19 protein-coding genes are annotated in these 24620 nt (G+C 50.8%); 4 read left to right on the top strand and 15 right to left on the bottom strand.

Annotated elements, in window-relative coordinates:
- Positions 1-172: 172 nt before the first annotated feature.
- Complete coding sequence (locus tag AB4876_RS17395) at positions 173-358, bottom strand: hypothetical protein (protein WP_368383007.1); 186 nt, start codon at positions 356-358, stop codon at positions 173-175.
- A gap of 292 nt (positions 359-650) precedes the next feature.
- On the opposite strand from AB4876_RS17395, the gene AB4876_RS17390 reads away from it, so the two are divergent.
- Both AB4876_RS17390 and katG read left to right on the top strand, forming a co-directional pair.
- Positions 651-1571, top strand: a complete 921-nt coding sequence (locus tag AB4876_RS17390) for a hydrogen peroxide-inducible genes activator (RefSeq protein WP_368383006.1) — start codon at positions 651-653, stop codon at positions 1569-1571.
- Between the two features lie 94 nt (positions 1572-1665).
- Positions 1666-3879 carry a catalase/peroxidase HPI gene (gene katG, locus AB4876_RS17385; RefSeq protein WP_368383005.1) on the top strand — a complete coding sequence of 738 codons (2214 nt, stop codon included), beginning with the start codon at positions 1666-1668 and terminating at the stop codon, positions 3877-3879.
- Between the two features lie 88 nt (positions 3880-3967).
- On the opposite strand, the gene guaA is transcribed toward katG, so the two are convergent.
- The gene (guaA, locus tag AB4876_RS17380; protein WP_368383004.1) at positions 3968-5590 is read right to left on the bottom strand and encodes a glutamine-hydrolyzing GMP synthase; all 1623 of its coding nucleotides are present in this window, start codon (positions 5588-5590) and stop codon (positions 3968-3970) included.
- A gap of 64 nt (positions 5591-5654) precedes the next feature.
- Positions 5655-7121, bottom strand: coding sequence for an IMP dehydrogenase (guaB, locus tag AB4876_RS17375; RefSeq protein ID WP_008249766.1), 1467 nt, complete (start codon positions 7119-7121; stop codon positions 5655-5657).
- Positions 7122-7231: 110 nt separating this feature from the next.
- On the opposite strand from guaB, the gene xseA reads away from it, so the two are divergent.
- Positions 7232-8575, top strand: a complete 1344-nt coding sequence (xseA, locus tag AB4876_RS17370) for an exodeoxyribonuclease VII large subunit (RefSeq protein WP_368383003.1) — start codon at positions 7232-7234, stop codon at positions 8573-8575.
- Positions 8576-8578: 3 nt separating this feature from the next.
- Here the strand turns inward: xseA and AB4876_RS17365 are convergent, their stop codons facing one another.
- A complete protein-coding gene (locus tag AB4876_RS17365) occupies positions 8579-9172 on the bottom strand; it encodes a TetR/AcrR family transcriptional regulator (RefSeq protein ID WP_368383002.1) in 594 nt (197 codons plus the stop codon).
- A gap of 136 nt (positions 9173-9308) precedes the next feature.
- On the opposite strand from AB4876_RS17365, the gene AB4876_RS17360 reads away from it, so the two are divergent.
- The gene (locus AB4876_RS17360; protein WP_368383001.1) at positions 9309-10607 is read left to right on the top strand and encodes an OmpP1/FadL family transporter; all 1299 of its coding nucleotides are present in this window, start codon (positions 9309-9311) and stop codon (positions 10605-10607) included.
- Between the two features lie 50 nt (positions 10608-10657).
- On the opposite strand, the gene AB4876_RS17355 is transcribed toward AB4876_RS17360, so the two are convergent.
- The 11 genes from AB4876_RS17355 to AB4876_RS17305 all read right to left on the bottom strand — a co-directional run bounded on the left by AB4876_RS17355 (position 10658) and on the right by AB4876_RS17305 (position 24375).
- Positions 10658-11311, bottom strand: a complete 654-nt coding sequence (locus AB4876_RS17355; protein WP_368383000.1) for a Crp/Fnr family transcriptional regulator — start codon at positions 11309-11311, stop codon at positions 10658-10660.
- Positions 11312-11548: 237 nt separating this feature from the next.
- Positions 11549-13045, bottom strand: a complete 1497-nt coding sequence (lysS, locus tag AB4876_RS17350) for a lysine--tRNA ligase (protein ID WP_368382999.1) — start codon at positions 13043-13045, stop codon at positions 11549-11551.
- A 160-nt stretch (positions 13046-13205) separates the two neighbouring features.
- Positions 13206-14304 (bottom strand): peptide chain release factor 2 gene (gene prfB / locus AB4876_RS17345; protein WP_143829386.1). Its coding sequence is split into 2 segments (ribosomal slippage): positions 13206-14228 and positions 14230-14304, totalling 1098 coding nucleotides; the frame shifts between segments, so codons are not numbered across the junction.
- A gap of 82 nt (positions 14305-14386) precedes the next feature.
- The gene (gene recJ, locus AB4876_RS17340; protein ID WP_368382998.1) at positions 14387-16114 is read right to left on the bottom strand and encodes a single-stranded-DNA-specific exonuclease RecJ; all 1728 of its coding nucleotides are present in this window, start codon (positions 16112-16114) and stop codon (positions 14387-14389) included.
- 16 nt (positions 16115-16130) lie between these two features.
- Positions 16131-17528 carry a threonine synthase gene (gene thrC, locus AB4876_RS17335; RefSeq protein ID WP_368382997.1) on the bottom strand — a complete coding sequence of 466 codons (1398 nt, stop codon included), beginning with the start codon at positions 17526-17528 and terminating at the stop codon, positions 16131-16133.
- 113 nt (positions 17529-17641) lie between these two features.
- A complete protein-coding gene (locus tag AB4876_RS17330; protein WP_301029543.1) occupies positions 17642-18949 on the bottom strand; it encodes a homoserine dehydrogenase in 1308 nt (435 codons plus the stop codon).
- A 287-nt stretch (positions 18950-19236) separates the two neighbouring features.
- The gene (locus AB4876_RS17325; protein WP_368382996.1) at positions 19237-20220 is read right to left on the bottom strand and encodes an NAD(P)H-dependent flavin oxidoreductase; all 984 of its coding nucleotides are present in this window, start codon (positions 20218-20220) and stop codon (positions 19237-19239) included.
- Positions 20221-20245: 25 nt separating this feature from the next.
- Entirely contained in the window at positions 20246-21481 is a 1236-nt protein-coding gene (locus AB4876_RS17320; RefSeq protein WP_368382995.1) for an acetyl-CoA C-acetyltransferase, read from the bottom strand.
- Positions 21482-21513: 32 nt separating this feature from the next.
- Positions 21514-22278: a crotonase/enoyl-CoA hydratase family protein gene (locus tag AB4876_RS17315; protein ID WP_368382994.1), complete on the bottom strand. Its 765-nt coding sequence runs from the start codon at positions 22276-22278 to the stop codon at positions 21514-21516.
- Between the two features lie 138 nt (positions 22279-22416).
- Positions 22417-23190 (bottom strand): SDR family NAD(P)-dependent oxidoreductase, encoded by a 774-nt coding sequence (locus tag AB4876_RS17310; RefSeq protein ID WP_368382993.1) that lies wholly within the window; start codon positions 23188-23190, stop codon positions 22417-22419.
- A 39-nt stretch (positions 23191-23229) separates the two neighbouring features.
- The gene (locus AB4876_RS17305) at positions 23230-24375 is read right to left on the bottom strand and encodes an acyl-CoA dehydrogenase family protein (protein ID WP_368382992.1); all 1146 of its coding nucleotides are present in this window, start codon (positions 24373-24375) and stop codon (positions 23230-23232) included.
- Between the last annotated feature and the right edge of the window lie 245 nt (positions 24376-24620).

Here is a 24620-nt window from a genome sequence, read left to right as displayed (position 1 = left end):
TCGAAATGTTTTACAACTCGACACGCAAGCATGGTACAAACGGATTGCTGTCACCAAGGCAGTATGAAGACCGTTTCAAATTGAATAACGGAGTGGTCTAAAGTTTTGGGGGCTATTCACTATGCGATGGCAGCGGCCTAAAGGCCGCTCGATACTGGACTTATAAAAACGATTAAACTGAGTGCAGGTACTTCTGGTAATCCCGAACCCCAAAGTAGCGAATGGATTTTTTCTGTTTGATCTTTTTGGCGATCAACACTTCACCGCAATAGATTTTAAGAACCTGTTTATCAGAATTAGTATCCACAGCATAAGAATGTGCATCATTCTGCTGCAGATTTTCAAATTCAGTTTTCATGATTAATATCAAATTACTATACCCATACAAAATTAGCGCCCAGAGAAAATGCTATTCCTCTGTTATACCAGCCTTTAGACATTATTCAACGACTGCAACATTGGATTCCAAATTAACTTCGGAATGATTTCATCGGAAGTGGGCCTGAGTCCGTGACGATGAGTACCGCACCAATAACCTCCTCATCAATTAGCAAGCCTAGCGAATTTTACTCTGAGCCGACCTACTGTAAATCTGCAAATTTTTAGATTAACATTCTAAAAAACAGAATAACAAACTGGGCCACACAATAATGATCTCCATCAAACAGTTAAATTATGCCTTAGCGGTAGAAAAAACCCTTCATTTCAAACAGGCTGCTGAGATTAGCAATATTAGCCAGTCCGCCTTAAGTACCGCCCTACACGAGCTAGAAAAGCAGCTTGGGCTGCAAATTTTTGAACGCGACAACAAAAAAGTGCTTATAACCCCTGTCGGCAAGCAGGTACTAGATAAAGCCCGAACGATTATGTTGCACGTAGACGACCTGGAACACTTAGCCGACTCCCAGCGATTGCCGCTAAGCTTCCCCCTTACTATCGGCGTTATACCCACGATCTGTCCGTTTTTATTGCCCAAGGTATTACCTGTATTAAACGAGCTGCACCCCCAGACCAAACTCAATATTGTTGAGGAGCAGTCGCATGTGTTGGTCGAGATGGTGCGCCGTGGCGATTTAGATGCAGCAATCCTGGCCTTGCCCTACCCAGTAGAAGGTTTGCTGAGTATGGAGTTTTGGCAAGAAGACTTTTATTGGGTCGCACCAAAAGACAACCCCCTCACCCAGCAAGAAGCCATTCATAGTAAAACCTTAAATCACTGCGAGCTTATGCTTCTTAAAGATGGGCACTGCCTAAAAGACCATATTCTTGAAGCCTGTAAATTACCTGAGCAGGCGGCCAACCAAGGCTTTGGCGCAACTAGCTTGAACACTCTTGTACAGATGGTCATTGGGAAGCTTGGCACCACACTCATCCCAGAAATGGCAATTGAGCAACTCATTGCCCAAAACGAAGAACTCGCCGCAGTACACCTAAGCGACCCTGGACCACACCGGCGTATTGCCTTTGTGTTACGCCCCAATTACACCCGCATGTCGAGTATTGAAGCCTTAATAGCAGTGTGCAAAAGCGCCTTAGCCTGCGACAAAACGGCAAGATTAAAGCACTCATAAAACTGAACGTTATCTTCTAATTTTTGCAATTACCTCCCGCGCGATGATGCACTATATTTGTGCATTATCGATGTACGCTCTGGAGGGCACAATAATGAAACCAACATCCTTATTTACTGGCGCCGCGGCAGGTCTGACTCTGCTTGTCTCGCTAAACGCGGCAGCGGCAGACGTGGTGTCACCATCCAATCAATTTTGGTGGCCAGACAAGCTCAATCTCGACCAACTGCGCGCTCACGACGCCAAATCCAATCCCTACGGCGAAGACTTCAACTACGCAGAGGCGTTCAAAAGCGTCGACATCAACGCGCTTAAACAAGACATTGAAAAGACCCTTAAAACCTCGCAAGACTGGTGGCCTGCCGACTGGGGACACTACGGCGGCCTGATGATTCGTATGGCATGGCACGCCGCTGGCACCTATCGCACGGCAGATGGCCGTGGTGGTGCAGAGGGTGCTCAGCAACGCTTTGAGCCACTAAACAGCTGGCCAGACAATGTCAGCCTAGATAAAGCCCGCCGTTTACTAGAACCGGTCAAGCAAAAGTACGGCCGCAATGTTTCTTGGGGCGATCTTATGATCTTGGCAGGTAATGTCTCGTTGGAATCAATGGGTTTCAAAACCCTCGGTTTCGCCGGTGGTCGCGTTGATGACTGGGAAGCAGATCATGTTTACTGGGGCGCAGAAACCAAATGGTTGGCCAATGATAAGCGTTACAAAGATGGCAAGTTAGAAAAACCCCTTGCCGCAGTACAAATGGGCTTGATCTATGTCAATCCAGAAGGCCCCAACGCCAACCATGACCCTCTTTCCGCTGCTCAAGATATGCGTTTGTCGTTTGGCCGAATGGCCATGAATGACGAGGAGATTGTCGCATTGGTTGCCGGTGGACACACCCTAGGTAAGGCTCACGGCGCCAAAAAAGGTGAATGCGTTGGTGCCGCACCAGCTGCTGCAGCGATCGAAGATCAAGGTTTCGGCTGGAAAAATAAATGTGGTAAAGGCAATGCCGAAGACACCATGACCAGCGGATTGGAGGGCGCTTGGACAGCCACTCCCACAAGGTGGTCCATTCTCTACCTCAGCAATCTAATGAGTTTTGAGTGGCAAAAAACGAAGAGTCCCGCTGGGGCCACCCAATGGACACCCACGGATGCAAGCGCTGCCAATATGGTTCAGGATGCGCATATACCAGGTAAACGCAGCGCGCCGATTATGTTTACAACCGATATGGCGCTAAAAAAAGATCCGGGATTCCGCAAAATAATCGAGCATTTCCTAGCTAATCCAAAAGAGTTCGATGACGCCTACGCTCGCGCCTGGTTTAAGCTAACACATCGCGATATGGGGCCACGCTCTCGCTATGTTGGCAGTGAAGTACCGAGCGAAGAATTTATCTGGCAAGACCCCATTCCAGCAGTCGACTACACACTGATAGATGCCAAGGATACCAGCAAACTCAAGGTAAAAATCCTGAAATCTGGATTGACGATCCCGCAACTGGTCAGGACTGCCTGGGCATCAGCGTCTGTCTACCGAGACTCTGATCATCGCGGCGGTGCCAACGGCGCGCGCATTCAGCTGGCACCTCAAAATACCTGGGCCGCTAACGACCCCAAGGAGTTAGCCAAGGTGTTAAAAACCCTGACTAAAGTCCAAAAAGACTTTAACAAATCACTGTCTGGCGGCAAAAAAGTCTCCCTGGCAGATGTGATTGTGCTCGGCGGCGCAGCAGCCATTGAACAGGCTGCAAAGAAAGCGGGACACAATATTGAAGTCCCCTTCGCCCCTGGTCGTAGCGATGCATCTCAAACCCAGACCGATGTTGAATCCTTTGCCGTATTGGAGCCAAAGGCAGACGCATTCCGTAACTATTACACTGACGATGCCTACGGTTCACCAACAGAAATGCTGGTGGAAAAAGCCGATTTGCTGACACTTACAGTGCCAGAAATGACTGCCCTACTTGGCGGTATGCGTGCCCTCGATGCCAACACAGGGCAAAGCAAGCTTGGCGTATTGACCACCAAACCAGGTACCCTGAACAACAACTTTTTTGAGAACCTGCTCGATATGTCTACTGTTTGGACAAAGTCATCAACGTCAGACGGAGTTTATGAGGGGCGTGATCGCGCCACCAATAAAGCGAAGTGGACTGCGACACCGGTAGATCTGATTTTCGGATCAAACGCCGAGCTGCGCGCACTGACCGAAGCCTATGCTTCCGCAGATGGCGAGAAACAGTTCGTTAATGACTTTGTGGCGGCATGGGGCAAAGTGATGAAGCTCGATCGCTTCGATATGTAATCCATCACAGGCGCAAGTAATTACTGCCTGACATCGACTAAGCGGCGCGTAGAGCGCCGCTTTTTTTATCTCCTAGTCTGAGCTTAAGTTACTCCCATTCAATGGTGGCTGGCGGCTTGCTGCTGACATCGTAGGCTACGCGTGAAACTTGCTTTATCTCGTTGATAATACGATTTGAAACTGTCTCTAGCAGCTCGTAAGGCAGGTGCGCCCAGCGCGCGGTCATGAAGTCGATAGTCTCTACAGCGCGCAATGCAATAACGTATTCATAGCGGCGCGCATCCCCTACTACACCAACTGATTTCACCGGCAGGAATACGGCAAAGGCTTGGCTGGTTTTGTGGTACCAGTCGGCGCGGTGCAGTTCTTCTAAGAATATGGCGTCAGCTTCGCGAAGAATATCGGCGTAGTCTTTTTTCACTTCACCCAAAATACGTACACCCAAACCTGGGCCAGGGAAAGGATGGCGATAGACCATGTCGTAAGGTAGGCCTAGCTCTAAACCGATGCGGCGCACTTCGTCTTTAAAGAGTTCACGCAGTGGTTCTACCAAGTCCATGGCCATATCGTCTGGCAGGCCGCCGACATTATGGTGCGATTTTATGACGTGGGCTTTGCCGGTTTTTGAGGCGGCAGATTCAATCACGTCAGGGTAAATTGTGCCCTGGGCAAGGAAGTTAACGTCTTTGAGCTTGGTGGCTTCTTGATCGAAAATTTCGATAAAAGTATTGCCGATGGATTTACGTTTTTTCTCTGGGTCGGCTTCGCCGGCCAGCTTGCTTAGAAACGCCTCTTCGGCATCGACGCGAATAACTTTCACGCCCATGTTTTTGGCGAACATTTCCATCACCTGATCACCTTCGTTTTTACGAAGCAGGCCGTTATCAACAAACACGCAGGTAAGCTGGGTGCCAATGGCCTTGTGCAATAAGGCTGCCACTACTGAACTGTCTACACCACCGGAAAGACCCAGCAATACTTTTTGATCGCCGACTTGGGCGCGCACCTTGGCAATGGCGTCTTCAACAATATTGGCGGGTGTCCACAGTGCTTCGCAGCCACACAGTTTCAGTACAAAATGTTCGAATATGCGCTGACCTTGTAACGTGTGAGTCACTTCTGGGTGGAACTGCACACCATAGAACTTCTTGGCCTCGCACTGCATTGCCGCAATTGGGCACGATGGCGTAGAGGCCAAAACCTCAAACCCTTCTGGCAGGCGAATAACCTTGTCGCCATGGCTCATCCACACATCAAGTAACGTCTTGCCGTCTTTACTGTCGATATGGTCAGCAATGTCTGCGGTTAGTGCGCCAGCGGTTTCCAGTTTGATCTGCGCGTAGCCAAATTCATGAACTGGCGAGCCTTCTACCTTGCCGCCCATTTGCTCTGCCATGGTCTGCATGCCGTAGCAAATACCCAATACCGGCACACCCAATTCGAACACCAATTGTGGCGCTCGTGGCGAACCTGCTTCCGTTACCGACTCTGGCCCACCCGCCAAGATAAAGCCTGAGGGTTTGAATTCCTTAATATCGTCATCGCTGATATCAAAGGCGCGAATTTCGCAGTACACGCCAATTTCACGAATACGCCGCGCAATCAGCTGGGTGTACTGAGAGCCAAAATCTAGAATCAAAATACGGTGGGCGTGGATATCTGGGATTGACACGGCAATTCTCTCAACAAGGTTCACGGCAAATGTGAACATAAATAAAACAGCAAACCCGCTGCGGTAGCGGGTTTGTTAATTAAAAAAATAACGACCACTGCCCCTAGGTGGGGTAATTAGGCGCTTCTTTGGTGATGCTCACGTCGTGCACATGGCTTTCATTCATACCCGCCGAGGTCACCCTTACAAACTCTGGATTGTTACGCATGGCTTCAATGTCGAGGCTGCCGGTATAACCCATTGCTGAGCGCAAGCCGCCCATTAACTGGTGGACAATCGCGGCCAGCGGGCCTTTGTAGGCAACACGGCCTTCAATGCCCTCGGGTACGAGCTTCTCCGCACCGTCATCAGCACTTTGGAAATAGCGATCGCTAGAACCCTGGGTTTTAGTCATAGCACCCAACGAACCCATACCGCGATAGGATTTGTAGGTACGGCCTTGGAATAGCTCGACCTCGCCTGGCGCTTCTTCGGTACCCGCAAACATCGAGCCCATCATAATGCAGTTTGCACCGGCAACAACGGCCTTAGACAAATCACCAGAAAAGCGAATACCGCCATCGGCGATGAGCGGTACGCCGGTGCCTTTAAGGGCGGCAGCAACATTAGCAATAGCGCTAATTTGCGGAACACCCACGCCAGTTACAATACGCGTAGTACAAATGGAACCTGGACCAATACCGACTTTTACCGCGTCGGCGCCAGCTTCGAGTAGCGCCAAAGCCGCTGCGCCAGTCGCAATATTGCCACCGATCACGTCAACCTGAGGGTAGTTCTCTTTAATCCAGCGCACGCGATTTAATACATTCATGGAATGACCGTGCGCAGTGTCAACCACCAATACATCTACTCCAGCGGCAACCAATGCGGCAACGCGATCATCGGTATCTGCACTAGTGCCAACCGATGCACCAACCCGCAACTGGCCCTGACTGTCTTTACAGGCATGAGGGTAAGTCTGGGCGTTGTTCATGTCTTTAACGGTGATCATGCCAGTCAATTTAAAATCGTCATTGACCACTAAGACTTTTTCAATACGGTGACGGTGCAGTAGCTCTCTGGCTACCACCATATCCACGCCCTCTTTAACCGTGACCAGTTTTTCTTTCGGGGTCATCATGCTAGAAACAGGAACGTTTAATTCTTCTTGGAAGCGCACATCGCGGCTAGTAACAATACCGACTAGCTCGCCTTTATCCAGTACTGGAACGCCGGAGATTTTATGGCGACGACGTAGCTCAAACAACTCGCTAAGTGGTGCACTCGCTTCAATGGTGATTGGATCTTTAACAATACCGCTCTCGTGCTTTTTAACCGCGCGCACTTCTTGGGCTTGCTGGGCAATGGTCATGCTCTTGTGAATGATGCCAATACCGCCTTCCTGAGCGAGGGCAATAGCCAGCGCGCTTTCAGTGACGGTATCCATTGCGGCGGACACAAGGGGAATATTCAGCGAGATATTACGAGTCAGCTGAGTTTTTAGGCTAACGTCTTTGGCGGTAACCTCGGAGTAACCTGGGAGCAGAAGAACATCATCAAAGGTGAGTGCTTCTTGGGCAATACGTAGCATAAATAGATTCCAATGCCGGTGGCTAGAATCCTCGCAATTTTAAGCGATGGGCGGCGCTTAGTAAACCGATTCTTGGCGAACAAACCCCTATATCTTGCTACAATAGCGCCATGACTACACAAGAAACGCCACAATCCCTTACTGTCAGCCAATTAAACGGCTTGGCCAAACAATTACTCGAAGACTGCTTTGCACAGGTCAATGTTACCGGCGAACTGTCAACTTTGTCGCGCCCCAGCTCCGGCCACTGGTATTTCACCCTAAAAGACGACCGCGCCCAAATCCGCTGCGCCTTCTTTAAGGGTAAGAATATGCGGGTAAACTTTACCCCCGAACCAGGTCTGCAAGTTAGCGTGCGCGGCAAGGTCAGCCTTTACGAAGGCCGCGGCGACTACCAGCTTATTGTCGACAGCATGCAGCCCGCCGGCGCTGGTGCGCTGGCCTTGGCCTTTGAAAAGCTCAAACAGGAACTGCTGGCCGCAGGCTGGTTCGACCCCGAACACAAAAAGCCGCTACCAACAATTATCAAACACGTTGCGGTGGTCACCTCGCCAACCGGCGCAGCGATTCACGATATTTTATCGGTGTTTAAACGCCGCTGGCCCGCTATGCAGATCAGTGTATTGCCGGTGTTAGTGCAAGGGAATAATGCTGCGAGGGAAATCGCCAATGCCATTGCCCAAGCCAACCACTGGGCGCGCACCAAGCAGCAAGACTTTGACGTGATTCTGGTTTCCCGCGGCGGTGGCTCATTAGAAGATTTGTGGCCGTTTAATGAACACATTGTCGCCGCCGCCATTCACGACTCTGAACTCCCAGTAATTAGCGCCGTAGGCCACGAAGTCGATTTCAGCATTAGCGACTTTGTTGCCGATATTCGCGCCGCCACCCCGTCTGCGGCGGCCGAGCTGCTCAGCCCAGACCAAGCTGAGCTAGTATCTAAGCTCCATTTACTCAAAGGCCGACTCGCCAAAGCCCAGCAATTGCGGCTGCGACGCTGGCAGGAGCAGGTACTGTCTTTAAGCCGCCGAGTTCGCGACCCGCGCAGCCAGCTCCGCGAGCAAAGCCAGCGCCTAGACGATCTAGAGCTGCGCCTGCAACGCCAGTGGCAGCAAAGCCAGCGCCGTCGCCAGCAGCGTCTCAATGCCGCCAATCAGCAGCTCGCCCTGCTCAACCCAGAACGCCAGCTAAAAGCCAAGCACAAAGAACTCAACGGCCTGCGCGACAGAATGCAACACGCCATAAAACTGCGACTGCAACAACCGCGAATTGCCTTAAAAAACATAGAGCAACAACTCAGAGCCTTGGGCCCCGAGCAAACTTTAAATCGGGGCTATGCCATTATTAGCGATCAAAGTGGTGGTATCGTCCGCGACGCCGACACCCTGAACAATGGCGACCAACTAAATGCAAAATTCGCCAACGGCACCTCGGCGCTTATCGTTAGTAAATAGCGCCTATGCCAAGGTCTTACGGAAATGACTTAACACAGCACTAACAGTGGAGTGTGATGATTTACTTGGACTGAGCACGCCCATGATATTTTTTAAGTCTTCCCGCAAGATCGCATTGCAGTAAAAGGAATACACGTATTCTTGAGCGTCGAGCTCTGGACGACAGCTAGCAAGTAAATCGACCGCATAATTAAAGGGTTCAGTGAGCGCTTTGCGCGCAATTTCTTGAACCGTCTTGCTCGTCGATTCCGTTACCAGCCTCAGCATTAAACCCCGCAAGACCAAATCACCCTGAATCAAATCGAGGAACTTCCCTAAATAAGAAAACAAGGCCTCTTCGGTACTCAGCTCATTTTCTTCAGACACTGGTTTTATTTTATTCAACGCAGCCTCTAAATACGTGGAAGTGCTTTGTACGTAAACGTCGTCTTTACCATTAAAGTGATCATACAAAGCACCTTTGGTTAGCTTTGCTGCTTTTGCCAACAAATCCATACTCACGCCGTTATAACCATGCTTTGCAAATTGCTGCGCACTGCACAGCAATATCATTGCCCGCGTTCGTTCGCGCTTGCCACCCGCCTCACCTGCTGCCATCTCACTATCTCTAATTCATTATTTGCACAGACTTTATACCCAAGCTTATTACGCAGGTAAATCATTGCAACAACATACCACCCAGTATATTATCGCAAAATATACCAATTGGTACATTATAAAAAAAGGAATTCCCTTGCGCGCACCACTGAAAAGCCACATTACGCACAATATACGCTGTCGCGTTATGGTCTTACTTGCCGCGACCTTACCTATTCAAAGCTGGGCGGGAATAGGCATACTGCCGCTAAGTTTTGGTTATGATTCTATCTCAATGGCCAGCACCGATATGGGGTTTTCTAGTGACCCGCTTAGTATAAACAACAACACGGCAGGGATTGCGAAATCAAAAAAGTCAGAGCTCACCTTCATACTTGAACCCCTTGCAATGCCGCTCGTCCGCCATGCCGACTCACTCGGTAACGATCAACGTACAAATAATGACCGCCCATTACTCATAAGTGGCGCGTGGATATCGCCAATCAAAAGCCACCCTGACATCACAGCGGGCTTGGGTGTTTTCGCCCAGGGTGGCGTAGGTTTCGGATATCAAGATTTAAATACTGTGTTTGGCAACAAAGACGATATTAGCGCCACCTTTGGTGTTTTCCGAATTGCACCAGCAATCGCATGGAAACTAACAGAGCGCTTACGCATCGGGCTTAGCGCTTCAATCAATTATTCCAAAGCTGAACAAGAGTTATTCCCTAACACCTCCGACGCCAGCAGCGGTTTTGCCGGTTTAGACATTAGCGATTTAAGCGGCGTGAGCTACGCGTGGCGGGCGGGTGTTCAATATGATCTCAGCAACACAGTCACTATTGGTCTGGCCTATGGCTCTGCAACTGAGCTGGTTCTCGACGATGGCAACGCTATGGTAAATTTCGAAGCTATGGGGCTTGGTCGTGTAAAATATAATTTTGCACAAATTGATGGCTTGTCGCTACCCAGTGAGCTGGGGATTGGATTTGCATGGCACATCACGCCGCAGCTCAGCATCGGTAGCGACCTTAATTGGTATCGCTGGAGCCAAGCTCTTGGCGAGGTCACCACCCAGTTATCAAACCCGCAAACGAACGGCGCACCTAGCAATATAACAATTAAAGGTGATTTTGGCGGTCACGACCAATTTTCGACATCCGTCGGCGCTCAATACCAAATCAATGACCGAACACAAATTAGTGGCGGCATTAATCATGTCGGAAATTTAGTAAAACATGGTTATGAATCCCCACTGAACAACCTCATCACCGATTGGAATATAACGGCAGGCATAAAGCATAAATATAGCCCGCATTGGACTTCGTCGCTCGCATACACTTACATACCGACAGTTGAGACCGAGTACACAAATACTCAGCTGCCATTAGGGAGCGATGCTAAAGAAACATTCGGAGGATACTCAGTAGCGTTTGGCCTTAGCTACCAGTGGTAAAAATAACGACGCGCCTATCAAGGCGCGCCGTATAACAGCAGAAAATTATTTTAATAGCTTTCGGGGAGTTTGCGTTTAATAACAATGTGGCGACCATCAACATCGATGTACTCGCCAATAGTGAGGTCTTTAAGAATACGCGCTACCATTTCCCGCGATGACCCAACCCGATCCGCAATCTCTTGCTGAGTGAGTTTTTCTTCAATGCGCATACTGCCGTCTTCACCGGCAGGCTGAGCCAGATTTGTTAGCACTTTAACTACGCGGCCATACACGTCTTGCAGGGCCAAACTTTTCACATCGTTGGTGAGCTTACGAATACGGCGGGTTAAGTTTTTATTGAGAATACGGGTGATATTTGGATGCATATCCAGAATAGCTTTAAAATCTTCTTTATAAACAATACGTACCTTGGTGGCTTCCATCGCGCGTACCGAGGCCGAGCGCTTGTCGTCATCCAACAGGGCTAATTCGCCAAAATAGTCGCCATCTTCAAGGATATTCAGCACAAAGTCTTTGCCGCTTTTATCGCTGCAATACACTTTAACGCGTCCTGATTCCACTACATACAAGGAGTCTGCAACATCGCCCTCGTGAATTAACACCGTGTTTTTGGCGAAGTCCCGCAACACACTGGTGTCGCGCAAAATTTGGATCTCTTCCGGCATCAGGCCGTCAAATAAATCGACGTTTTCGATACTCATTACCACATTCCCCAAGGACGATAAAACGTGGAGGCCACTATAGCATAGTTGCGTAAGTGGCTGTCTAGGCGGGTTTTACGCTGGAGGTGAGAAGCTTTATGCTGGACGGGAGATGGGAGACGCTGGGGCATTCGCTGCGCTCACTTGAATACCTGCTAACGCAGGCACTCGTTGCGGCGTCTTTTCTTAGCGTCTCCCGTCTCCCGTCAAGCGTTCCCTCCCGTCAAGCCTCTCCCGTCACTCAGGCCGCATATGCGGAAACAACAACACATCGCGAATCGACGGAGAGTCAGTGAACAACATTACCAAACGGTCAATACCAATCCCTTCACCCGCTGTTGGTGGTAGGCCGTATTCCAGCGCAGCGATGTAGTCGGCGTCGTAGTGCATGGCTTCGTCGTCGCCGCCGTCTTTCTCGGCAACTTGTGCCATAAAGCGCTCAGCCTGATCTTCTGGGTCATTAAGCTCGGAGAAGCCGTTAGCCAGTTCTCGACCGCCGACAAAGAACTCAAAGCGGTCGGTCACGAAGGGGTTACCGTCGCTACGGCGCGCCAGTGGCGAAACTTCCGTGGGGTATTCGGTAATGAAGGTCGGCTGATCAAGCTTGTGCTCAACAGTCTCTTCAAAAATTTCGATCTGGATTTTACCCAGGCCCCAAGTATCTTTAACTTTAACACCAAGTTTTTCGGCAATCGCAGTGGCCTGGGCCATATCACTGAGCTGTTCAGCAGTGATCTCAGGGTTGTATTGCAGCACAGAATCAAACACTGACAAGCGGGTAAATGGCTTACCGAAATCGTATTCGCTGCCTTGATAATTAATAACCGTGGTGCCCAAAACTTCCTGCGCGGTATTGCGCAGCATGGCTTCGGTCAAGTCCATCATGTCTTTGTAATCGGCATAGGCTTGGTAGAATTCAATCATGGTGAATTCTGGATTGTGCCGAGTAGAAAGCCCTTCGTTGCGGAAGTTACGGTTAATTTCAAACACCCGTTCAATACCGCCAACAACCAAACGCTTCAGGTATAACTCAGGCGCGATACGCAAATACATATCCATACTCAGGGCATTGTGGTGCGTCACAAATGGCCGTGCGCTGGCTCCGCCCGGAATGACCTGCATCATTGGGGTTTCAACTTCTACAAAATCTTTTTGCTGCAAGAAATTACGGATAGAGCTGATCATTTTTGAGCGAATCGCGAAAGTGCGACGCGAGGATTCGTTCATGATCAAATCGACATAGCGCTGACGGTAGCGAATTTCCTGATCGGTCAGTCCGTGAAATTTATCCGGCAGTGGTCGCAAAGATTTGGTCAGCAGCGACGTCTCGGTCATGTTCACATACAGATCGCCTTTGCCCGACTTGTGCACTGGGCCAGTGGCAGAAATAATATCACCAATGTCCCAAGTTTTAATCTCGTCAGCCAGTTCTTGGGGAAACTGCTTTTTATCGACATAAACCTGAATACGGCCGCTCATATCTTGCAGCACCATAAACGGCCCACGTTTGGCCATAATGCGGCCAGCGATACTCGCCTGACGCCCAAGGGCCTCAAGCTCTTCTTTGTCTTTAGCACCCAATTCATCTTGCAAACGCTGAGCGTAGTCTTCACGACGAAAGTGATTAGGGAAGGCATTGCGTTTTTCGCGAATCGCGCTCAACTTGGCGCGACGCTCGGCGATTAAGCGATTCTCTTCTTGGACCTGTTCTACTTCGTTGTGATTCTCAGACATTTTAAGTTCCTGGGTCGGGCGTCGGAGGTCTGACGTCGGACGTATTAAAAGCAGCGCGCTGCTTATTTGTATTTAAAAACTAGGCGCCGATCTCAGCGCCATACTTAACACTTGTGCGAACTACTCGTCAGACGTCAGACTTCCGACACCCGACCGGCCTTTACAGGCCGAACTTCAAACTTGCTTCAATAAACTGATCCAAATCACCATCTAGCACCGCATTGCAATTACTGGTTTGCACATTGGTACGGAGATCTTTAATACGCTGATCATCTAATACGTAGGAGCGAATTTGGCTGCCCCAGCCGATATCCGATTTGCTGTCTTCTAGCTCTTGCGCGGCGCTATTACGCTTTTGCATTTCCAGTTCGTAGAGTTTTGCTTTTAGCATTTTCCACGCGCTGTCACGGTTTTGATGTTGCGAGCGCTGGTTTTGGCACTGCACCACAATATTCGTCGGCACGTGGGTTAAACGCACCGCCGAGTCGGTTTTGTTAATGTGCTGACCACCGGCGCCGCTGGCCCGATAGGTATCGGTACGCACGTCAGATGGGTTGATATCAATTTCGATATCGTCATCAATCTCTGGCGAGATAAAGACCGAACAGAACGAGGTGTGACGGCGATTTCCCGAATCGAAAGGCGATTTCCGTACTAGGCGATGCACACCTGTCTCGGTGCGCAGCCAACCGAAGGCATATTCGCCTTGAATATGAATAGTCGCGCTTTTAATGCCCGCCACTTCACCGTCTGACAGTTCCACCAATTCAGCTTTGAAGCCCTTGGCTTCCGCCCAGCGCAAATACATGCGCAAGACCATATTGGCCCAGTCCTGCGCCTCGGTGCCGCCAGAGCCAGACTGAATATCCAGATAGCAATTGTTAGGGTCCATCTCGCCAGAGAACATGCGGCGGAATTCAAGGGCACCTAAGGAGGCTTCCAAGCGGTCGACATCGACCTGCATACCGCTGATGGTGTCTTCGTCACCCTCTTCAACCGCCATGTCCAAAAGCTCTTTGCAATCGGACACGCCGCTATCTAATTCATCTATGGTCGCCACTACCGCTTCGAGCGCGGCGCGCTCGCGCCCCAGCTCTTGGGCGCGCTTGGCGTCGTCCCATACTTTCGGGTCGCCCAGTTCCAGCTCTACCTCAAATAAGCGCTCTTTCTTGTTAGCGTAGTCAAAGATACCCCCGAAGCACGTCGGTTCTTTCGCTCATGCTTTTAAGGGACTGACGTATGGCGTTGACTTCTAACATTGAAGATTATCCGGTATCACGTGGAAAGGGCGGCATTTTACCTGATGAGCCAGCTCCCGCAAAGCATCGTGGGGGCAATTACTCACAAGGGGCGCAGATGTTCGACCATAAGCTGCAAAGACAGGCGCTCGCGAAACAGATTGCTGTCGAGCTTATACACTAGCTCGACGTATTCCGTATCGGGACTCGGCCACACATCGGTATCAATATTAAAGGCGATGGCATCAAAAATTTGTTCACCGCCCTGCTCTGGCGCCAACACCATTTTCAGATGCCGCGCACCAACAATACGCTGCTGCATCAGACGAAACCGGCCGTGAAACAGCGGCTCAGGAAAGTTCTGTCCCCACGGGCCAGCACCGCGCAGTAATTCTGCGCGCTCTAAAGACAAGTCCTGCGCAGTTAATTCGCCGTCACTGTATACCGCAGCAGTCAATTGCTCTGGGCTGGTTAGCTCCGCCACAATCGCGTCAAAGGCCTCAGCAAAACGGCTGTAATCAGCCTTGGCCAAACTCATGCCCGCCGCCATGGCGTGGCCACCAAATTTATTGAGCAAGCCCGGATGGCGCTTGGCGATTAAATCCAGCGCATCGCGCATATGCAGGCCAGCAATGGAACGCGCCGAGCCTTTTATTTCATCTCCATCCGCGTCGGCAAAGGCGATGACTGGCCGGTGGTAACGGTCTTTAATTCGTGAAGCAAGAATACCCACTACGCCTTGGTGCCATGTGGGATCGTAAAGACATATCCCGTTTGGCACCGCTGTGGGGTCTAGCTGCAAATGCGCTAGCACCCGCATCGCGTCGTCTTTCATGCTTTGCTCTATCGAGCGACGCTCGCGGTTTAAGTCGTCTAGCTCGGCGGCCAGACTCAGCGCGGTATCGGCATCTTCAGTGAGCAAGCAGCGAATACCCAAACTCATATCATCTAGGCGACCCGCCGCGTTTAAGCGCGGGCCAATCGCAAAGCCCATGTCTGAGGCGACCAAACGCCCCGACTCTTTACCCGCAACCCGCAATAAGGCCTGAATACCAGGCCGACAGCGACCCGCGCGAATACGGCGCAAACCCTGCTCAACAAGAATGCGGTTTAGCTGCTCCAGCGGCACCACATCGGCCACAGTGCCAAGGGCCACCAAATCAAGAAACTCGGCCAAGTTAGGCTTTGCCCGTTCGGCGCTAAACCAGCCCCGCTGCTGCAATTCACTACGCAATGCCAGCAGCACATAAAACATCACCCCTACCCCAGCCAAGGATTTACCAGCAAAGGGGCAGCCGTGCTGATTGGGATTCACAATCGCGGCCGCGTGGGGCAGTGAATCACCGGGCAAATGGTGATCAGTAACCAGTACTGGAATGCCCAGCTTAGCCGCCGCGGCAACACCGTCGATACTGGAGATACCGTTATCCACGGTAATGATTAAATCTGGCTGGCGCTCCGCCGCTACTGCGACAATTTCAGGCGTGAGGCCGTAGCCATATTCGAAACGATTGGGCACAAGGTAGTCGACATCCACCGCGCCCAAGGCCCTTAAACCCAAGACTGCAAGGCTAGTACTGGTGGCGCCGTCGCAGTCAAAATCGCCAACAATCAACAAGCGATGTTGCTTTTCCAAAGCATTGGCGAGCAAGGTGCAAGCATCACTCATGCCTTTCATTTCTGGCTTGGGTAAATGTTCTAAGCCAGACTCCAGATCAGCATCGCGAGACAAGCCACGGCTGGCGTAGAGTCTTTGCAGAAGGGTCGGCACTGCCGCAGAAAATTCTGCGGCGGCGGGTTCACGAAGGATTATCTTGGGAAAATCGCTCACGTAATCGAGGAACAGATCATGCGCGAATATTCGCGGCAATCATTGCGTGCACGTCTTCCAACTTATTGTCGACGACCTCATAGCGCTCGTCCAAATCGAAGAGATCGCTCATGTGATGGGGTAGCGCTGGCGCTGTGGGGTAGCCCGCCTTCATCACCGCTTCGGGGAATTTAGCTGGATGCGCAGTGGCCAAGGTGATCATTGGCGTGGCGGTATCGCGACGGCATTCGCGGGCAGCCTTAACACCAATCGCTGAATGAGGATCGAGCAGATACTCATTATTCTCGTAAACCGAAGCAATCATGGCCACGGTTTCTTCGTCGTTAACGCCGTAGCTGTCGAACAGGCCGCGCACTTTAGCGAAAGCGGCATCTGGAATCGAAACTGTCTCGGTGTTCATGCGCGTCATTAAATCGTCAATGGCAGCACCATCGCGATCATAGCAGTCGAATAACATCCGCTCGAAATTGCTCGATACCACAATGTCCATGCTCGGCGACAAGGTGTGCTGCAGCTCGTGCTTTTCAAATTTATTGCCACTAATAAAGCGATGCAGAATATCATTCTGGTTCGTCGCTACCACCAACTGCTCAATTGGCAGACCCATGCACTTTGCCAAATAACCGGCGTAGATATCGCCGAAATTACCGGTAGGCACCGAGAAGCTCACCGAACGCTCTGGCGCGCCGACGGCGTAGGCGGCATAAAAATAGTAAACGATCTGGGCCATAATCCGCGCCCAGTTAATCGAGTTAACGGCAACGAGCTGACGACCTTCAGGCAGGAAGCTCTGATCAGCAAAGCTGGCCTTAACCATGGCTTGGCAGTGATCGAAGTGACCGCGCACCGCAATATTGTGGATGTTCTCGCCCACCACGGTAGTCATCTGGCGGCGCTGCACTTCTGATACCCGCTGATAAGGGTGCAGAATAAAAATATCGATATTGCTGCAACGCTTGCAGCCTTGGATCGCAGCCGAGCCAGTATCGCCCGAGGTCGCGCCCATAATGACCACTTTCTGCTGACGACGCTCAAGCACGTAATCGAGCAGGCGACCCAACATTTGCAGAGCAAAATCTTTAAAGGCCAAGGTCGGTCCTTGGAATAATTCCAACACCCACTCGTTGCGATCTAACTGCACCAGCGGCGCAATCGCAGGATGGCGAAAATCCACATAGGTATCGTCAATGATCGCTTTTAAATCGTCATCGGGAATGCAACCGCCGACAAAGGGCTGAATAATTTGAAAGGCTAAATCGGTATACGACAAGGACGCCCACGACGCAATCTGCGCTTTGCTGTACTTGGGCAAAGACTCGGGCACATACAAACCGCCGTCTGGCGCGAGGCCAGTGAGCAGAACGTCTTCAAAATTCAGGGCGGGCGCTTTGCCGCGGGTGCTGATGTATTTCACGTGCTTTTAGCTCTCAATGTTCGTTAAATTATAGTAGTTAAACGCTTGATGGGAGACGGGAGACGCAAAAGCCGCACTGGCGTTTCCCGTCTCCCGTGCCGCGTAAAGCGGCCTTAACCCGCCAATGACTCCACTCTTATCCGAGTCACTTCACCCACAATGCTTTCCAAGCCTTCGATCTGGCTTACTGCAGCCGACAGTTTGGCTTCGATGGTGCGGTTGGTCAGGATAATCATCGGCACCAAGTTCGCGCCGTCAGCGGGTTCTTTCTGAATCAGGGCTTCAATGCTGATGCCGCCGTCGCTGAGGATCTGCGCTACTTTAGACAGTACACCGGGCTTGTCCACTGCCGCCATGCGCAGATAGTAAGCGGTTTCTACGGCGTCGATGGGCAGTATCGGGTGAGCGCTCAGTGACTCAGTTTTGAATGACAAATACGGTACGCGGCTGCTTTGCGAAGAACTTAAAGTGCGCGCCACATCGATAATGTCTGCGACCACCGCAGAAGCGGTCGGCTCACCACCGGCGCCAGCGCCGTAATACAGGCTAGGGCCAACGGCATCTGACTGCACTAACACCGCGTTCATAACGCCGTTTACATTGGCGATCAGACGCTTTTCAGGGATTAAGGTCGGGTGAACCCGCAGCTCGATGCCTTCGCTCGTGTCACGGGCAATACCCAAGTGTTTGATGCGATAGCCAAGCTCTTCAGCATAGATCACGTCTTCTTGAGCAATACGGCTAATGCCTTCGGTGAAGACCTTGTCGAACTGTAATGGAATACCGAAGGCTAAAGAGGCAAGGATAACCAGCTTATGCGCAGCGTCGATGCCCTCCACGTCAAACGTAGGATCCGCTTCGGCATAGCCCAGCTCCTGCGCTTCTGCCAACACATCGGCAAAGTCGCGACCCTTCTCACGCATTTCAGAAAGAATAAAGTTACCGGTGCCGTTGATAATGCCGGCCAGCCACTGAATTTTATTGCCGGCCAAGCCTTCACGCAGGGCCTTAATGATGGGGATACCACCAGCGACGGCAGCTTCAAAGGCCACGGTCACGCCCTTCTCTGCTGCGGCGGCGAAGATCTCATTGCCATGCTCAGCGATCAGCGCTTTATTGGCGGTAACCACATGCTTGCCATTGGCAATGGCTTTTAAAACCAATTCTTTGGCAACGGTGGTGCCGCCAATCAATTCAACCAGAATATCGATTTCGGGGTTTTCAGCCACGGCAAACACGTCGCGGTTAATCGCCACGTCACCGGTGTCGCACTTGGGATTATCGCGACGCGAACCGATTTGCGCCACCACGATGTCGGCGCCAACCCGAGCGGAGATTTCTGCTGCATTGCGCTTCAATACCGCAAACGTACCGCTGCCCACGGTCCCTAAACCACATATTCCTACTTTGACCGAATCCACTATTGCTCCTTTAAAACATCAGGCAATATCTCGGGCGCTAAAAACCCGACAATACTGGGACTGGCACGGAAACTGTTAAATTCCAAGCCGAAAGGAGTGCATTTTAGTCAAGCTGGGCCGCTAAGGCTATGGTCTGGGCGGATTCAAATGGGTTTATTCGCTCACAAATGCGTCTCACTGCCAAAATCACGACGTGTAAGGGCAATAAAAAAGCCCTGCGTCTCGAACTATCGAAACAGCAGGGCTTCAAGCTCGCTAAATAAAGCTAGTCAAATAATACAAATACACTAGTCATCACTGCAAAAACCCACCAAACGCTGACGAATGATTGCTTGAGCTTCGCTAACCATGCGGTCTAGCAATTCCTGACAACTGGGAATGTCATTGATTAAGCCTATGACCATGCCAGCAGTCCAAATACCGTCCTCGGTATCGCCCTGCTCCAATACATTCACTCGCCCTCGGGCGCCGGCAACCAGTGACTGCAGGTCGGCAAAGTCGGTTTTACCGTCGCGACCTTCTATTTCCGTTACTTGCTCGGCAATACTATTGCGAAAAACCCGCGCGGTATTGTTCAAACTGCGGAAAATCAAGGTAGTTTGCCGCTCGTCTGCAGCTACCATGGCGCGCTTCACATTGTCATGTACCGGCGCTTCCTTGGTAGCAACAAAACGCGTGCCCATATTGATGCCCTCAGCGCCCAGCGCCAACGCCGCCACCAAACCCAAGGCATCGCCAATACCGCCGGAGGCGATCATAGGAATACTCAGTTTGGCCGCAGCAGCGGGCAGCAAAATCATATTGGTGACATCGTCTTCGCCGGGATGACCAGCACATTCAAAGCCGTCTACACTCACCGCATCACAGCCAATTCGCTCCGCCTTAAGGGCGTGACGGACTGAGGTGCATTTATGAATAACCCGAACCCCATTGGCCTTAAATAGCGGCATAAACGCTTCAGGACTGCGGCCAGCGGTTTCCACCACTTTAACGCCGCCGCGAATCGTCGCCTCCGCATATTCCATATAGGGCACGGGGTTTATTGTTGGCAAAATAGTCAGGTTAACGCCAAAGGGCTGATCGGTCATTTCACGACAGCGCAAAATCTCCTGATACAAGTCCTCTGGCGTTGGCTGGGTCAGCGCGGTCAATATACCTAAACCACCGGCATTCGACACCGCCGAGGCCAACTCGGCGCGCCCAACCCACTGCATACCGCCTTGAATAATGGGGTATTTAATCCCCAGCATATCGGTAATACGCGTCCTCATTGGCCAACCCTCACCTTAATACCACCTAGATGCGTTCGATGATAATGGCTGGCGCCATGCCGCCGGCAGCGCACATGGTAACCAAGCCACGCTTTAATCCACGACGCTCAAGCTCATCCAACAAGGTACCGATAAGGATGGCGCCAGTTGCACCAATGGGGTGACCCAAGGCCATTGCTCCACCGTTTACATTGACCTTATCGCGATCCAATTTCAGGTCGCGAATATACTTCTCCGCAACCACGGCAAAGGCTTCGTTGATTTCGAAAAGATCGATATCGTCGATGGTCAAACCCGCTTTTTTCAGCACTTTCAAGGTTGCTGGTACAGGTGCGTTGAGCATCAAGGTTGGTGAATCACCCATATTGGCCATAGCGACGATTTTAGCGCGAGGCTTTAAACCGTGGGCTTTTGCATATTCAGGTGAAGTCAGCAAAAGGGCTGCCGCGCCATCAACCACACCAGAGGAGTTACCGCCGTGATGTACGTGACTGATCTTAAGGTCCGGATAAACCTTATTAACCAAACCGGCGTAAGTCGTACCCTGTTCATCCAAAGGGTAATAAGCCAATTCAGAAAACGCAGCCTTTAACTGAGACAGACCTTCTAAGGTCGTGCCCGGACGCGGAAACTCTTCTTTGTCTAGCGCGAGCGTACCGTCTTCATGGTAAACCGGCACCAAGCTCTTATCGAAATGGCCATTGGCAATCGCATGCGCAGCGCGCTGCTGGCTAGTAACTGCCAATTGATCCAAATCTTCGCGGGAGATGCCTTCCAAGGTCGCAATAGCATCCGCACAAATACCCTGATGTGGCTGCGGGTGACTTTCACGCAAGCGGGTATTACCGGCATCCATAAAGGGTGACTGGTTTTTGCCATCTTCCGCGTAGGTAGACATCATCTCGGTGCCACCGGCAATGACCACATCTTCCATACCAGACATGATATTTGCGGCCGCCAAATTAACCACGGTGATACCTGACCCACAGAAACGGTCTAAGGTAACTGCACTAGAGCGCACGTCGTAACCTGCATCCAGTGCCGCCATTCGTCCTAGGTCACCACTTTGCCGACCGCGTTGGGCACTAGTACCCCAGATAATGTCATCGACATCGGCAGTGTTTAAATTATTCCGCTCAGCTAAGGCCTTAAGTACCGTGGCACCCAATTGCTGGGGGTGAATACCGGCTAATGCGCCCTTACCCGCTTTACCAATACCGCGAGGCGTGCGGCAGGCATCAATAATCCATGCTTCTTTCATATTCCTATCCTCGTCTAATGCCCTGCGGGCGATTAACAACCTTTCCAGTTGGGTGCGCGCTTTTCTGCAAAGGCAGTGGCGCCTTCAATAGCATCTTTACTGGTAAATACTGGGTTAACTATCTTGCCTTGATTGGCAAACATTTCGTCTTGCTGCCAATCCTGCGAATCAATCACCACCTGCTTACTCGCAATTACTGCCATTGGACCGTTGGCTGCAATGCTGCGCGCAAAAGCTTTAGCGCCTTCAAGAGCACCACCAGCCTCAACCACACGATTGACCAGACCCAACTCATAGGCGCGCTGAGCGGTGATAAAGTCACCGGTTAAGGCCATTTCCATAGCAATACGCGATGGAATTTGACGAGGTAAACGCATCAAACCACCAGCCGCCGCCGCCAAGCCACGCTTAGCTTCGGGAATACCAAATTTGGCATTATCGGCAACAACAACCAAGTCGCAGCTAATTGCAATTTCAAAACCGCCAGCCAGGGCAAAGCCTTCAACGGCAGCGATAAGTGGCTTCTTGGGGCCCTTCTCGCACAAGCCAGCAAAACCGCGCCCTTTTACTACTGGGGTTTCACCACTTACAAACGCTTTTAAATCCATACCTGCGCAAAAAGTGTTGTCGGCTCCGGTAATAATTGCCGCGCGAATCGAATCGTTACTATCCAGCTCTTCCATTGCCGCAGCGATGCCTTGGGCAACAGCAAGATTGACTGCATTCTTTGCTTTCGGACGGTTGATGGTCACAATCATCACGCCATCTTCAACACTGACTAATACTTCATCGCTCATCATTATTCTCCATTCGTTACTCAGGCCTAGGGAAATTTTGTAGCAAAGCACTACCGACACGTATCAATATAGATTCACATTGATTGGATGCGACACTGCAGCAAAGGCGCAGTGCCAGCAAATGCCAAGTCAGCTAAATTAACGAGGCTGCATGCGAATTGCGCCATCTAAACGGATGGATTCGCCATTCATGTACTCGTTTTCGGCAATCATGACCGACAAATGTGCAATTTCGTCAGGACGACCCAGACGCTGAGGGTTAACAACGCTGTTTTCCAGTGATTTGTAAGCCGCTTCTGGCAGAGTATCGAACAGAGGCGTGTGAATCAGACCAGGTACAATTGTGTTTACGCGAATACCGTAAGACGCCAAATCCCGCGCCATTGGCAGAGTCATACCAACCACGCCGCCTTTAGACGCGCTGTAGGCAACCTGACCAACCTGACCTTCGTAGGCAGCTACGGAAGCGGTATTGATGATAACACCACGGGCATTAGCGCCGTCGTAAGGCTCGTTCTTAGCCATTTGCTCAGCCGCAAGGCGAGCCACGTTAAACGTGCCGATCAAATTAACGTTAATCACGTTTTTATAGGCGTCTAAGGGGAATGCGCCATTTTTGCTCAAAGTTTTAACGGCATTACCGATGCCTGCATAGTTATTGCAGATATGAATGGCGCCAAAATTCGCCATCACTTCAGCAATCGCGGTCGCCACAGAGGCTTCGTCAGCCACGTTTACATTGTGGAAGCTAACATTGTCTGCACCCAACTCGGCGACAATGGCATTACCGCGGTCGGCGTTCATATCAAAAATAGCAACCTTTCCACCTTTAGCTACATAGGCACGGACGGTTCCTTCACCTAGCCCAGAAGCACCACCAGTAACAATTGCAACTTTACCTTTAATATCCATGAGTTTTCTCCTGCTTTAGTGAACGTAAATAATTAGTGATTAACGCTTGTCAAAAACTGACCGCGCTATGATTTCTTTCATGATTTCAGAGGTCCCAGCCAAAATCCGACTGATTCGTGCATTGGCATACAGATTACAAATTTCATATTCCTGCATATAACCCGCGCCGCCGTGGAGCTGAACACCCTCATCAACCATGCGGCCCTCTACTTCGGAACAATACAGTTTAGCCTTAGATGCGGAATCTGCTGTTAAACGCCCAACATTATGTTGCGCCACACACTGATCAATAAAAGCCTGCGCCACGTCAATCTCGGTACGCATACCGGCCATTTTAAAACGAGTGTTTTGCTGTTCAGACAAGAACTTCCCAAAGGCTTTGCGCTCCTCAACAAAGGCTTTAGTCAAATCGAAGGCACTTTGAGCGGCGGCCAAGGAGATACAGGCCGTGATCAAGCGCTCTTCGGCCAGGCCTTGCATTAGATGGTGCATACCCCGACCGACTTCACCCAACACGTTTGCCTTGGGGATTTTGACATCGGTAAAGAACAACTCGGCGGTATCCTGCGCTTTCAAACCCAGCTTATCTAAATTGCGGCCACGCTCAAAACCATCCATGCCAGCCTCAACCAGAAACAAGGTCATTTCCCGAGGCCTCTCAGGGTTAGTCTTGGCCGCGACAATCACCACATCGGCCAAAATGCCATTGGAGATATACACTTTAGAACCGTTTAACAGCCAGTGGTCACCTTTGTCTTCGGCCCGCGACTTCATACCCGCTAAGTCACTGCCCGCATCGGGTTCAGTCATCGCAATGGCGAGAATACTATCGCCACTAACACAGCTCGGTATAAAGCGCTGCTGCTGCTCGGGACTTCCAAAATGTTTTAAATATGGTGCGACGAGGCGACTGTGCAAGGTGTGGAAAAGCCCCACTTCGCCATTGCGGCCATCCTCTTCAATCATAATTTGCTGGTAGCGAAAATCATTGATTTCAAGGCCGCCAAACTCCTCAGCAGCCCAAGTGAGCAAATAACCTTGCTCACCCATTTTCTTGAATATTTCACGAGGAACAATACCCGCCTTGCGCCATTCTTCACGAAAAGGCGCCACTTCTTTGTCTAAAAAGCGCCGATAGGCATCGCGAAATTGACTCTGCTCCTCGGTAAAACAATCTCTTTCCATATACTCCACCATAATGACTCGCTGGTTTTCGCCTAATCGCAGCAAACCCTGCGCACGCCGAAAAAATCGAGGCCTATTCTGTCGTAAAAGCAGCGACGGGAACCATGTCGATAGGCAACAAAAAAAAAGACATTTTGTTACAAACCCGGGCTTAAACAGGTGTTCTAGGTAGGAGCTAAATCGGGGTTAAAAAGAATTACCGGCAAAAACCAATATTTTAGACACTGGCGTGACTAAGCAGCGGC

Origin of the sequence: Zhongshania guokunii (assembly GCF_040892635.1) — a bacterium.
In the GTDB taxonomy this organism is placed as follows: domain Bacteria; phylum Pseudomonadota; class Gammaproteobacteria; order Pseudomonadales; family Spongiibacteraceae; genus Spongiibacter; species Spongiibacter guokunii.
Note: the sequence above shows the minus strand (reverse complement) of the source record. Positions and strands in the feature narration are given on the sequence as shown.